The sequence below is a fragment of the Roseibium sp. genome, assembly GCF_039982295.1.
GTDB lineage: Bacteria > Pseudomonadota > Alphaproteobacteria > Rhizobiales > Stappiaceae > Roseibium.
Map to the genome: position 1 here is coordinate 1 of NZ_JBDWYP010000052.1, position 13,763 is coordinate 13,763.

Below are 13,763 nucleotides of genomic sequence, written 5' to 3' on the forward strand. Positions count from 1 at the left end.
CAATCACCGGCGTCTTCTGGAGACCATAGGAAACATCCCTCCGGCTGAAGCGGAGGAACGATACTACGCCACGCAGGATCAACCGGCGGTGGCAGCATAACTTAAACCAAACAGCCTCCGGCAAACCCGGGGCGGTTCAAAACCTCTGATGGAGGAGGTCGTTCTGAATGTTTGCAAAGATCACTACATAACACTGCAGGCTATAGCATCTCTGGTTGATCGCAGCCCCGATGCGTTCCGAAATCAATATCTGTCACCCATGGTCAAAGATCAAAGATTGAGTTTGGCATTCCCGCACACGCCTACCCACGAAAAGCAGGCCTATTGTGCGACAAGCTCTTTGTCATAAAGTGGTCGCTAAACTGCCAAGTCGATCACAGAATTAGGTTGCTTTTGGTAACTATGTGCTGATCGCGGAAAACGAAATAGCTTACTAAGCTTGTCGTCATGTAACACGAAGGTTGCCGAACTTAGTTAGTTCGGCTGTTTAGGATTTGGCGTCGCTAAAGCGGTGAATTCTATGTCTGCTTTTCGGCGCTGCAGCGTAGCGATATGATGGCATCCAGAAGACCAGTTTGGGCCGGAAGTGTCTCTGCACCCACTAAGCGTGAATATCCCCCTCAACCAACCCACTCATCCATCACCCCAAAAAATAACTTATCCCCACCCCCAGGACCCTGTCGTATACTTCAGGTGTGCTCGCTCAACGGGCCTCTGGCGGACCGTCCGCCGGGGAGGGGCGAGCCGGGCGGGGCTGGGAGGCGCAGGTAACGCATGCGTCTTGGCAGGTCCGGTGGAAGTCATCCTCGGGGTCCCGCAGGGTCCGAGGGGAGTGGTTCGGTCCCGGAGGGCGCCTTGCGGTGACTTGAAAAGGTCATAGTGCCTGTTCGACGAGCGGATCCGTAGCTTTCATGACAGAAAGCCCGGGCGAGGCGTGACAGCTTTTGCCGAAGAAACACTTAGAACACGGCTGCGCAGGCAAAGCCTGACGCGCCTCGCCACTTCCGTGCCTGACCGGCCCGGAGCGACGGACCGAAAGGTCCGGGATCTTGCCAAAACGCCGGGGAGAAATCCTGCGGCGGATTTTGTGCTGGTGGCGTTACGCGGAGGATTTTTCTGCGGGCGGCTCTTGCGCGCTGATGCTTCGCTCTGCGCCATAGACCTTGATTTCCGAGGCCTTGCCCTTGACGCGGATCGGCTCCAGCGGCGGGAAGGCGAAGCCGGGCAGATGCCGCGTCTCTTCGTAAACCGCGTTGGAGATCATGGTCTGTTTGGGGGCGGCAGCAGAGCACAGGCGGGCGGCAAGGTTCACATGGTCGCCGAGCACCGTGTAGTCCATCCGCTCCGGGCTGCCCATGGCTCCGACCACCACGTCGCCCACATCGATGCCGATGCCGATGTCGAGCTGCCAGTCCGGGTGCTCGGCGGCCGAGCGCTCCATGATGTCCTGGATCTCGGCGGCGCATTTCAGGGCGTCGGCGCTCATGTCCGGGCCCTGGAAGATGGCCATCACCTGGTCGCCGACGAACTTGTCGATATCGCCGTTGTTGCGCGAGACCGCCTCGCCCTGGTTGGCGAAATAGTGATTGAGAACCTCGACCACCACCTCCGGTTCGCGGCTTTCCGAAAAGGCGGTGTAGCCGCGAATGTCGGCAAAGAGGATGGCGACCCTCTTGCGCGACCCGCCGAGGCGCACGCCGGCCTGATCCGAGCCCTTGATGGCGTCGATGGTGCCGTGGGAGACGAATTTCGCGAGCTGGAAGCGTTCGTTGATCTGAACGATCATGTCGTTGATCCGGGTGGCAAGATCGCCGATTTCGTCCCGGCTTTTGACGCCATCGACCCGGGCCTGAAAGTTGCCCTGGCCGACCTCTATGACCGCCTGCCCGATTTTCAGGATCGGGCGGGAGATGCCGAGGGAAAAGAGAACCGCGCCAAGGCCGGCCACGGTAAGGCCCGCGCCGACCCAGAGCAGGAGGTTGCGCACCATGACGTCGATGGTGAAATAGGCGGCGGCCTCGCTCTGCTCCGCGATCACCGCCCAGTCGAAGGGCCGGGGGAACGCAAAGGCGCCGAGCATGACTTCGCCATTGGGCCGGGCGTAGGGGGTGACCGAGGTGACACCGGCCTGAAGCGCCAGCAGCTCTGTGGCCTCGCGGACGATATCGAACTCGGCGAGATCCTGGGCGCCATGGCCCAGCACCTCGTTGCCCTGGCCATCGACGATGGTGATCGTGCCTGTTCGGGTGAAGGCGTGAGACAGCACATAGTCTTTCAACCGGCTGAGATCGATCCGGGCCGAGAGGGTTGCAGGGCGGCCGTTGAGAGGCTTCTTCAAGGGCAGGATCAAGGTCGCCAGCCAGACGCCGGATCCTTCCGGGTGGAGCGCCTGCCGGTCGATCGCATGTTTGCCGGTCAGATAGGCCGCGATGGTCTGCGGAGGCACACGCAGGATTTCGTTGGCATCAAGTCCTGCCTCCTGCAGGGTGTTGCTGAAGCCTTCCCGCGTGACCAGAAGCGGTTTCTCGCTGCCCTCGACGGTGATCTGCAAGGCGACGATATCGGGCAGATCGGCAATGCCCAGGGTCAGCATGGCGATCTTGGCGTCAATGCCGAGACTGTCGTCATCGATGGCATTGGCAATCAGGGATAGCGGCGACAGCCAGGCATCGCGGTAGACGTTGTCGATGGTCTCGCTGACCTGGCGGACCGTGGCGGTCAGCTGGTCATTGGCCGAGCTCTTGAGTTCGTCCCGTGCAATGCGGATCAGGGTCTCCCCTGCGATCAGCAAGGGTAATACGGCAATGGCAACAGAGAAGAGCAGCAGCTTCTTGCGCAGCGTCAGTTTCATGATGTGGAGTCCCCGCCCGACAGGGTGCGAACCTTATCAATATGCTTCGCGAGCCTGTACCTTGACGCGCATCGTATCAGATGCGCTGCCGCAGGAAAGCCCCGTGCCGTCAGAGACCGTCAGCTTGACCTCATAGTCTCCCGGTGCGCTGAAGCTGTGGGACACCCGCTCGCCGCGGCGCTGACCGTCGGGGCCGAAGGCCCAGACGTGATCCAGATCGGTGCCGTCGGGATCATACGAACGCCAGGCGCTGAAGATCTCCGCGTCGTTCGCACCACCGACGGAGACCTGACGGTCGGGCCCGGCGTCGGCGGCAGGCGGGGCGTTCACGGTGACAGTCAACGTGTCTTCGCGGACGTTGCAGGCCGATCCGGAGCTGTCTGTGACCTTCAGCGTGACCTCGTAGGTGCCCGGCCGGTCGAAGCTGTGCTCCGGCGCGGAGCCGCTTGCGCTGGCGCCATCGCCGAAGTCCCAGGCGTAGGTCGCGATCCGGCCGTCAGGGTCACTTGAGGCAGAGGCATCGAAGCGCACCGGAACGCCGGGACAGACGAGACGGTTGTGCCCGGCAACGGCAATCGGCGGCCGGTTGACCAGAATGACTTTCGACGCCTCGCGTTGGCTTGACGCGCGGCCCATGCCGTCATCGACAAGGACCGTGACATTGTACTTGCCTGGCGACACAAACCGCTTTGTGACGTTTTCGGAGTTGGACCTGGTGCCATCGCCAAAGGACCAGTCGAAACCGGTGATCGGCGCTTCCGGACTTGTGGAGCGCGCAGCCGACAGGGTGACCTCTTCGCCGACGCAGACCGCATCCGGCGCATCGAGCACGGCCGCAACGCCGTCATGGACGATCACGGTCAGCGTGTCTCGAGCGCTCGAATTGGCAAGCCCTGAGGTGTCGCTGACAGTCAGCTCGACCTCGTAGCGGCCCGGCTCACGGAAGCGGTGGCGAACCGAGACGCCCTTGAGGATGGTACCGTCGCCAAGTGCCCAGGAGTAGTCTGCCAGGGCCCCGTCAGGGTCGCTGGACCCGGAGCCGTCGAGCACCAGCTCCTCGTTGACGCCGACGATGATATCCTCGCCTGCCTCCGCGATCGGCGCTGCATTGACGGTGATCCGATGATAGCCGGTGATCTGGCGGCACTTACTGGAGGCAGCCGTGCTGTCAACGCTCAAGGCAACGCGATAGTCGCCTGGCTCGTTGAACACATGCGTCTGCAGAGCACCTTCTGCCGGGTTGGTGCCGTCACCGAAGTCCCAGGTCCAGCCTGTGACAGCGCCGTCATCGAGATAGGAGGTCGACCCGTCGAAGGAGACAGGAACGCCGACAGGAACTGCCGAGAGCGCCTCGATCCGCGGCACAGGTGCTGCTGTGACCTCTACGGTGAGTTCGTCCGTCGCACGGATATCGCACTGGCCGACCTGATCGCCCTCGATGGTGAGCTGCGCTCTATAGGTTCCCGCGCGCCGATAGACATGCTTGGGCTTGTCGCCGCCGGAGGACCCGCCGTCGCCAAAGTCCCAAAGGTAGCGATTGACGACGCCATCCGCGTCCCATGACTTGGTGCCATCAAAGAAGACTTCCGTATTGGCGCAGACCTTGAGGTCAGGACCCGCGTCCGCAATCGGGGCTTGGTCCACCGTCACGGCAAGGCTGTTGATGGCGCTGTTGTTGGCAAGGCCCGAGCTGTCAGTGACCTTCAAGGTCACGGGATAGACACCACCGCGGCGGTAGGTCTTCGTCGGGTTGACGATGTCGGATTGCTCGCCGTCTCCGAAGTCCCATGCAAACTTCAGGACACCGCCGTCCGGGTCGCGGGATTTGCTGCCATCAAGGACAAGAATATCGCCGGTACAGATCCGGGCATTGTCGCCTGCGACAGCGATTGGGGCATTGTTGATCGTTACGCTCATGGCGTCGCGATCCGAGCCGTTGGCAAGTCCGGTGCCGTCGCTGACGGTCAAGATCACGGGATAGTTGCCGCCGGCTGCATAGGTATGGGCGACCTGGGCGCCGGTCGCGCTCTGGCCGTCGCCGAAGTCCCAGGTGTATGTCAGGCCATCGCCATCGGCGTCGACCGACGCACCACCATCAAACAGGATCAGACTGTCTGCGGTGAAGACATTATCTCCCGCGTCGGCCACGGGCGCGTGGTTGACGCGGATGGTGACCTGATCTTCAGCAAGACTGTTCTCTGCACCGCTGTCGTCGGAGACAGTGAGTGTCGCAGTGTAGGTTCCCGGTTCATCCAGGCTCAGCTCGAGCTGTTCCGAATAGAAGGGTTCATCGATCCCTGTGACGTCCCAACGGAAGTCGGTCACCGTGCCGTCGGTGTCACTTGAGCGCCCTGCGTCGAGGGTAAAGCGCTGACCTGGTGCGACCCGAATGTCCTCTCCTGCGTCGGCAAGCGGCGCTGCATTGATGAACACTTCAGTCTCATCATAGTCGACCGCCTTCGCATGACCGGTGTCATCGGTGACTTTCAGGCGGACGAAGTATCGGCCTGGTTCGATGAAGGTATGGGCTGCGACCTCGCCATTGCCGAGATTGCCGTCTTTGAAATCCCATTCGTAGGAGGCGATGTCCCCGTCGGGGTCGAGAGACCGGCTTGCCTGGAAGATCAGCTCCTCACCGGGTGAACCTACGAGATCCGGACCGGCATCAGCGATCGGCGGGGTGTTGATCACGATCGTGACGGTGTCACGGGCGCTGTCGCGAAGAGTGCCGGAGGCATCCGTCACGGTCAGGCGGGCAATGAATTCACCGGGTCTGGCATAGACATGTGCCGGATTTGGACCTTCGCCGGTTGTACCGTCGCCGAAGTCCCAGTGGTATGTCGCGATCTTGTCGTCGGCATCAGATGACGCGGTCCCGTCGAAGCGAACGGAACTGGCCGTGACGAGCTGATCCGGGCCGGCGTCGGCGACTGGAGCTGCGTTGACCCGAACCTGCAGCGTGTCTGTGGCAATGCGGGTCTCGGTGCCGGAATTGTCCTCGACCGTCAGGCGGACGTTGTAGATGCCCGGTGTACCGTAGGCGTAGTCGACGTGCTCGCCGGTGCCGCTGACACCGTCACCGAAGTCCCAAGTGTGGGAAATCAGCTCTCCATCGGCGTCGGCAGAACTGGAGCCGTCGAAATGGATGACTTCGCCGACCGCCACATTACGGTCAGTGCCTGCAAGGGCCACCGGTGGAGTGTTGACGAAGACCTTGAGCCTGTCTGAAGCGGTGCTGTTAGAAACGTTCGCATCATCCGTAACGCGAAGCTCGACCTCATAGGTGCCCGGCTGTTCAAAGGCGTGTTCCACCGTCGCGCCCGAGAGACGCGTCCCATCGCCGAGATCCCAAACGTGAGCTGTGATCTCCCCGTCGATGTCATGGCTGGCGCTTCCATCGAAACGCAGGACGGTTCCCACTTCGGTCCGCTGGTTCACGCCGGCTTCTGCAACGGGCGCAGCATTGGCCCGGATGGAGGTCGTCAATCGCGCGGAGTCGCAGGCGTGGCCCGAGCTGTCTGTAATGCTGAGCGTCGCCTGATAATTGCCCGGCGTTTCGAAAATACGCGCAACCTGAGGACCATGAGCCCTGACACCATCGCTGAAATGCCAATCGAAACGCTCAATCTCTGCCTCGTCAGACGAGGAGCCACTACCGTCCAGGGTGACGCTTGCACCTGCTGCGACAACATCAGGAACAGAAATCCGCGGGATGGGGGCGTTTCGGATCAGCACGTCCAGGTTTTGAGCGCTGCCATTGCCGATCTGTCCCGAGGAATCCGTTACCTCCAGGCGCTCGATGAAAGTGCCGAGCGTCTCGTAGTGATTGACGACGGCAGGGCCGCTTAAAGTGCTGCCATCCGAGAAACGCCACAGATAGGAGAGCCTGTCACCATCAGGATCAGTGGTGCCACTGGCATCAAAGGCGACTGCGCGACAGCCGTCGAGAACCGTTGCAGACGCCTCGATTTGAGGCCTGTGATTGGGGATCCAGTTGAACGGCGGCAGGTCCAGAGGCAGCAACCGGTCCGCACGGACGGTGATGAAGAAGGTCGCGTCATTGGGAATCTCATTGCCGCCTGACAATGTGACAGCGGCCGGCTTGCCGAGCTCGTCTGATGTAAGCTCCACGTCGTCCGTGCGCCACTCATCCTGACCGGATGGCGTGAGATCAACGGATCTGAAGGCGGTCGTGAGGGATACCTTGCCATGAGCTGCGTCGAAGTTGTCAATTGCGAGGCTGGTCGCACCCTCAGGTGCGGTGAACCGCAGTTCGGTCAGTGTTTCAGTGTCGGGTACGCGGATCGTCGGTGCGTAGGATGTCAGTTTGGATCCGGGAACATCAACCTGCCGTCGGTCGCGGAGGCTGACGGCCACACCATAGAGGTTTCCATCGTTGCCTGTGGCACCATCAACTACGAGCCGAAAAATCCGTTTGCCGTCGTGCTCTTCGCCCTGGTCGGCAGAGATGAACGCAAAATTCGTCCATTGATTATCGAAACGCGCTTCATCGGCGTAGGACTTTTCAGTCAGAAGCGTGCCGCCGCTGAGTTCTTCTTCCGAGATGTCGCGCCCTGTCGCGGTATCACCGGAGAAAGCGCCGTCGCCGCCGTACAGCATGAAGCGCGTTGTGGTGTCGGCCTGGCTGTAGACAAGGTCGTGATCTCCGCCGGTGTCCGGATCGAACAGGCGAATGTAGAGCCTTTCCTTCAGATCAGCAGGAACTTCAATGTAGATCACCTGGCGATGCGTCGGGTCACCTTCACGGGTCGGGGCTTCCATGCCATAGGTGACAAGAAGTGGTACGTCGATGGGCTTGGCCGTCTGCGCGTTGAGCGGGCTTGCACAGAACGATGCGAGGAAAGCCAACCCGGTCGCGAGTGGACATCTGCGCCTAAGGGCGTATCCAGCTTTTCCAAGGTGCGCTTTGACAAGATACATACCAGCGACCATCCCCATCATTTCAATCGAACCCTCGCTCGGTTTCCCGCATCGTCTTGCAGTTCGATCCCGTCGAGACGGATCGCCTGGGCATCTGCCACAGTCGCCACGCCCTTGTAACTTCTGCTGAGCTTGTTGTAGCGCAAGAAACCGTTAACTTCTTCGCCGTTTGCCAAAAGGGTAAACGGCGCGGCCTTCGCCAGGCCGTTGGCATCTTCCGCCTTGACTTCGATGTTTATTCGTCCGCCTGAGACCGCTTTCAGGTCGTGGCTGACATAGGTTGGTGGCGCCTGGTCTAGCGTGATGGTCCAGTTTTCAACCTTGATGTTACCTGCCAGATCCTGTGCAGACATCTCGATGTTATTGCGACCATCCGTCAACGTGATGACCTCATCAAACCTACCTTCGGATAGCGGAATGTCCCGTCCATTGAGCGTGAGACGTTCCGCACCTGAGATCTGACCACGGAGGGCAAGCCACTCGACCGAGGTCAGGCGGGGCAGTGGGGCATCCAGTGTGACTTGGGGAGGTTCCTGGTCTCGCGTAACTTCAAAACTGTCAGTCGTCTGAAAGCCAGAGCTGCTGGTGATCCGAAGTGTGAAAATCTCGCTGGGCGCCTTGAGCGGCAGTGTGAAAGCAAAGGCGCCGGTCTCATCGCTTCTCGTTTCGGTCCGCGTGGAGCCGTCTTCGCCAAGCACTTGCATCAAGGCAGAGGCTTCGCTTCTTCCCGACAGTGAAATCTCGGCTTCCTTGGCCAGGAAATGGCGGACTGAAAGCTGAGGGATCGACGGGTCGAAACTCACCTCGGCCTTGGCATCGGGCATATGCACAATCTCGCGGGTAAGACGCGTTTCATTGCCAGCTGGATCCCTGGAGACGAGAGTCAGAAGGTTCTTCCCCGTTTTCAGCGTAAGGTCGAAGCGATAGCTTCCATCCTCGAAAACGTCAGCAAGGGCGCCATCTATGCGAACTGTTGCTCCAGATTCCGTCTCGCCTTTCAGCTCGATCTGCGCATCGCGGTAAATGATGTCCGACTGCGGCGTTTCCAGTCGCAGAAATGGCGGCGCCCGGTCGATCTGCATGGTGAAACGGTAGGGCAGGCTCCAACGGCCCGGGAGGCCAAATTGATCGAGCGCTGCAACCCGCCAGTAATAAGCGCCGATCCCAAGTTCATTAAGTGCGAAGCGGGGCTCCACCAATCCTGATGCGGAGTCCACCATCTGGTTGAAGTTGGCATCTCGCGCAACCTCGACCCAATAGCCGGATGCTCCATCTGTCGCCTGCCAGGAAAGGTTCGCGGAGGCGTTGAAGACAAGCCCGTCGTCACTGGGCGCTTGCAGGACCGGCGACGTCAGAACGTTGATTTTCGCCCTTGGGTTTTCACCCGCGCGGATCACGACACCTTCGTTGCGTCCAAGGGAAACCTGTCCCCCCCTCGCGGAGATCTCGACCGTTTCGTCATCGTAGTTGGTGAACTTGGCGCCGCTCACATCCTGCCGGACCCAAAAATCTCCGGAATCGATCTTGGCGCTGACATCCGGGACATCGACTTCCAGGCTCTTGCGGTTCGAATTGCCGCCCAGCAGAGCGTAAAAATCTCCCTCGACAAGGCTGACCTTGGCGTCCTCACGCTTTTTCAACGGATCAACGCGCATGCGCTGAATAACAGCGTGAGAGTTGGCGTTGAGACGCAGGCGTCCTGAATCGCGGAAGGTGATCTGGGCGGTGGAGCGGGAAAGGGTGCGCACCTTCTCTTCCTCGACCAGGATTGCGTTCAGTTCGCGATCGTCCCAGCCGAGATCTTCCGGTCGTTGTCCCTCGACCCATCCCTGCCGGTCGCTCAAACGGGCTTCCGCAGCTTTGTCACGGTTTTCAGCCGCAAGAAGGTAGGCTTCACCGGCTGCGCTGTCCGCATCCACCGCCAGCGCGAGTGTTTCCGGCCAATTGCGTTTCTTTTCCGCATCGAGAGCGGAGTCGTGCAGCGAAATAGCCTCGGTAATCGTCTCGTAGGCAAAGACCTGGGCGCCGATGGCATTGGCTTCCTGGATCCGAACAAGAGAGCTGGACAGGGCTGAGCGTGCTGCCGAGACCTCGTCGGTCGGCACGGTGAGTATTTGTCCGGGATCAAGGTCACTGAGAGTTTCAAGGCCGCTGGCTTTCAGGATTGCGGGCCAGAGGTCAGCGTCGCCAAGGTATGTCTCGGCGATGCGGCGCAAGTCACTGTCGTCCTCGAAAGGAACTGTAACCGCGGCCCGGCCAGCATGCGGAATCAGGAAGAGGACAAGAAAAGATACAAAAAACCAGTGCCTCGTCCTCCTTGTTAGGGATGACAAGTGACTTAAATGTCCTTCCAGATATCCCGTACCTTTAGTCATGAAAACCCGACATGTATTAAGGATTTTTGCCAAACCATCATACCAGAGAGCGTGCCCTGGCGTCAGGCGGATGACAGTAAAATTAAGAATAGGTTAATCTTGTCAGCATGGACCTTAAGGTTCCAAGGATGAACCCGCGATGAACACTTTTTGAAATCGAGATATCATGCCGGACAACGGCGACCCCTATAGATATCACCCGCGCCTGCGCGGCAAGATCATCTCGTCGGAGGCATAGCGCTTCAGGTCGTTGGACTTGAGCGACATAGACGCACAGATGCGGGCGCAGGGACTGCCCACAGATTGGCGCCGGACCGATGCGGAGCGCGACGCTTGCCGCTGGAACACGCTGCAAGCGCATTGGGGTAGTGACATCTGGGTCTTCGCCTATGGTTCCTTGATGTGGGACCCTGCGTTTCATTTCTCGGAAGTGAGGCGAGCGCATTTGTCAGGCTATCATCGACGGTTTTGTCTGCGCTCCGAGGTGGCGCGGGGAACACCGGACTGTCCCGGGCTTATGGCCGGTCTCGATCTTGGCGGCACCTGTAATGGTCTCGTGTTCCGGGTTGATGCCGACAAGCTGGAAACTGAAAGCCGGTTTATCTGGCGCAGGGAAATGTTGCTGGGGTCCTATGCGCCGGAATTCCTGACGCTGACGACCAAGCAGGGACCGGTTGAGGCGCTGGCTTTTGTGGTCAACCGCGAAAATCCCATGTTGCTGCCGTCGCTGAGCCTGGACGAAACCGCACGCAGAATTGCTCAGGCCGAAGGGTATCTCGGGCCGAACATCGATTATCTCGAAAACCTCGCTGCGTCCTTTGAACTGCTGGAGCTGGAGGATGACGAGTTGTTTCGTCTCCGGGATCTTGCCCGGAAGTTTCGCGGCACCAGAACGTAAAAACCCCGCGCCAGAAGACGCGGGGTTTCATTGATCGAGGCGCTGATCGAAAAATCAGACTTCGCCAGAGAGTGCCTTGTCGAAAATCTCCAGCGCGCCTTCCTTGGTCAGCTTGACCGGATTGCCGCCAGCAGTCGGGTCGACGATGGCCATCTCTGCAATCAGATCACGCTTTTCGTCGCCAACATTCAATCCGGCAAGCGTATGCGGGACGTCAAGGTCAGCGCGCAGCTTGAGGATTGTATCGAGGATGCCCTGATACCCGCCTTCGATGCCGAGGAACCCGGCCAGGCGGCCAAACTTGTCTTCGATGGCTGCTTTGTTGAACTGCAGCACATAGGGCATGAAGACCGCATTGGTCATTCCGTGATGGGTGTCATACAGGGCGCCGACCGGGTGCGACAGGGAGTGAATGGCCCCAAGCCCCTTCTGGAAGGCAACGGCGCCCATGGCGGCCGCGCTCATCATGTGCCCGCGTGCTTCCAGGTCGTTTCCGTCGGCCGCGACCTTGGGCAGGTTTTCCAGGGACAGGCGAATACCTTCGACTGCAATGCCTTCCGACATCGGATGATAGAAGGGTGAGGAATAGGCTTCCAGGCAGTGAGCGAGTGCATCCATGCCCGTGCCGATGGTGATCATGCGCGGCATGCCGGCCGTCAGTTGCGGATCGCAGATCACGGTTTCCGGCAGCATCTTCGGATGGAAGATGACCTTTTTCGTGTGTGTCTCGGAGTTGGTGACAACGCCTGCGCGGCCAACCTCCGAGCCGGTGCCTGCGGTGGTCGGGACAGCAACGATCGGTGCGATACCGTTTTCGTCTGCGCGGGTCCACCAATCGCCGATATCTTCGAAATCCCAGATCGGGCGGCTCTGGCCGGACATGAAGGCAATCAGCTTTCCGGCATCAAGACCGGAGCCGCCGCCGAAGGCGATGACGCCGTCATGGCCGCCAGCCTTGTAGGCCGCAACACCAGCTTCGATGTTCTTGTCGATCGGGTTTGGTTTGACCTCGGAAAAGACAGCAGCCTTGAGACCTGCGCTTTTGAGGTCGGCAATCACATCTGCAACCATCGGCAGACCTGCAAGGCCCGGATCGGTCACAAGCAGGGGATTGGACATGCCGGCAGCCTTCACTGCATCGGCCAGTTCCTTGATGCGGCCAACACCGAAACGCATGGCGGTCGGGTAGGACCAGTTCATGTTGGGAAGTGTGCTCATGGCTATAACACTCGATTGAGAAGCTGATACGGGCCGCGCTTAGTGCTCGACCTTGAAATGATAGGCTTTCGGGCGCGTGAGATTGTGGAACCCGATCTCGGACATGGCTGCACCCTTGCCGGTGTCTTTGACACCGGTCCAGACAAGGCCCGGATCCACGTAATCGCATCGGTTCATGAAGACCATGCCGGTTTCGATCTTGTCGCCGATCTCGGCAGCAGCCCCGGTGTCTTCGGTCCATATGGAAGCAGTCAGGCCATATGGGCTGTCGTTCATGAACTGAAGGGCCTCTTCGTCGTCCTTCACCTTCATGATGCCGACAACCGGTCCGAAGCTCTCTTCCCGCATCACGGACATCTGGTGGTTGACGTCGGTCAACACCTGTGGCGCAAGGTAGGGCGTGCCTTCCTTGTTCATGTCGAACTTGGATGTATCGATATTGGCCTTAGCGCCCTTGCGCAGGGCTTCCTCGGTCTGTTCACGCACCCAGGCTGCAAATCGTGCCTGAGCCATGGGGCCGAGTGTCGTGGCCTCATCACGCGGGTCGCCGAGCTTGTACTGGCTGGTCAGATCAACAAACCCGTCGACAAAGGCGTCGTATTTGCTCTCATGCACATAGATCCGCTCAATGCTGCAGCAGCACTGGCCAGCGTTGAAGAACGCGCCGTCGACCAGGTTCTCGATAGAATAATCGATATCTGCATCCGCACGAACATACGCCGGGTCCTTGCCGCCCAGCTCAAGGCCGAGAGACGCGAACGTACCTGCAAGAGCTTTTTCAATGGCACGGCCACCAGCGACAGAACCGGTGAAGTTGACGTGGTTGATGACGCCTGAGCCCAGAAGCTTTTCGGTACCAGCATGTGTCAGAACGATGTTCTGGAACACGTCTTTTGGAAGGCCGGCCATCTCGAAGGCCTTGGCGAGACGTTCACCGACCAGAAGTGTCTGGGCTGCGTGCTTCAGGATCACAACGTTACCAGCCATCAGCGCTGGCATGATGGTGTTGATCGCAGTCATGAAAGGATAGTTCCAGGGTGCGATGACCATCACGATGCCAAGCGGCACGCGCTTTAGATAGCGCTTGAAGCCGGGGCGGTCGGTGCGCTCGATATCCTTGAGGGCATCTGCTGCGATGCCAGCCATATAGCGGGTGCGCTCATCAACACCGCCATACTCTCCACCGAAGCGGACCGGGCGGCCCATCTGCCACGCGATTTCCGGAACGATTTCGTCGTTCATGGATTTCAGGACATCAAGCGCCTTGAGGCAGTAGCTGATACGTTCATCGAGCGGCACATTGGCCCATTCGAGCTGAGCGGAACGGGCGGCAGACACCGCCTTTGCGACAGCGGCTTCGTCCAGAGCAGGACGTTCCGCGTAAACCGATCCATCGATCGGTGAAACGAGTTTGATCGTTTCAGTCATGATGCACCTCTAAAGGCCGCGCCACTGGCGCGGGGTTGCTCAGTTGGGTTGT

The 13,763-nt window shown here is 59.7% G+C and carries 6 protein-coding genes; 1 reads left to right on the plus strand and 5 read right to left on the minus strand.

Annotated features, from left to right (window positions below; all coding sequences use genetic code 11):
• Window positions 1-1,099: 1,099 nt before the first annotated feature.
• The 3 genes from ABJZ52_RS10865 to ABJZ52_RS10875 are packed head-to-tail and all read right to left on the minus strand — an operon-like array spanning window position 1,100 to window position 10,008.
• Window positions 1,100-2,851 carry an adenylate/guanylate cyclase domain-containing protein gene (locus ABJZ52_RS10865; RefSeq protein WP_348185426.1) on the minus strand — a complete coding sequence of 584 codons (1,752 nt, stop codon included), beginning with the start codon at window positions 2,849-2,851 and terminating at the stop codon, window positions 1,100-1,102.
• Between the two features lie 36 nt (window positions 2,852-2,887).
• Window positions 2,888-7,792: a PKD domain-containing protein gene (locus ABJZ52_RS10870; RefSeq protein ID WP_348185428.1), complete on the minus strand. Its 4,905-nt coding sequence runs from the start codon at window positions 7,790-7,792 to the stop codon at window positions 2,888-2,890.
• 17 nt (window positions 7,793-7,809) lie between these two features.
• A complete protein-coding gene (locus ABJZ52_RS10875) occupies window positions 7,810-10,008 on the minus strand; it encodes a FecR domain-containing protein (protein WP_348185431.1) in 2,199 nt (732 codons plus the stop codon).
• Between the two features lie 415 nt (window positions 10,009-10,423).
• On the opposite strand from ABJZ52_RS10875, the gene ABJZ52_RS10880 reads away from it, so the two are divergent.
• The gene (locus ABJZ52_RS10880; RefSeq protein ID WP_348185434.1) at window positions 10,424-11,065 is read left to right on the plus strand and encodes a gamma-glutamylcyclotransferase; all 642 of its coding nucleotides are present in this window, start codon (window positions 10,424-10,426) and stop codon (window positions 11,063-11,065) included.
• A gap of 54 nt (window positions 11,066-11,119) precedes the next feature.
• Here the strand turns inward: ABJZ52_RS10880 and ABJZ52_RS10885 are convergent, their stop codons facing one another.
• Window positions 11,120-12,283, minus strand: a complete 1,164-nt coding sequence (locus ABJZ52_RS10885; protein WP_348185436.1) for an iron-containing alcohol dehydrogenase — start codon at window positions 12,281-12,283, stop codon at window positions 11,120-11,122.
• 39 nt (window positions 12,284-12,322) lie between these two features.
• Window positions 12,323-13,711 carry an aldehyde dehydrogenase family protein gene (locus ABJZ52_RS10890; RefSeq protein WP_348185439.1) on the minus strand — a complete coding sequence of 463 codons (1,389 nt, stop codon included), beginning with the start codon at window positions 13,709-13,711 and terminating at the stop codon, window positions 12,323-12,325.
• Window positions 13,712-13,763 lie beyond the last annotated feature (52 nt).

Bases quoted from the DNA above. Each gene is read 5' to 3' on its own strand.
- ABJZ52_RS10865 (WP_348185426.1), bottom strand. From the start codon at position 2,851: ATGAAACTGACGCTGCGCAAGAAGCTGCTGCTCTTCTCTGTTGCCATT.
- ABJZ52_RS10870 (WP_348185428.1), bottom strand. From the start codon at position 7,792: ATGTATCTTGTCAAAGCGCACCTTGGAAAAGCTGGATACGCCCTTAGG.
- ABJZ52_RS10885 (WP_348185436.1), bottom strand. From the start codon at position 12,283: ATGAGCACACTTCCCAACATGAACTGGTCCTACCCGACCGCCATGCGT.
- ABJZ52_RS10890 (WP_348185439.1), bottom strand. From the start codon at position 13,711: ATGACTGAAACGATCAAACTCGTTTCACCGATCGATGGATCGGTTTAC.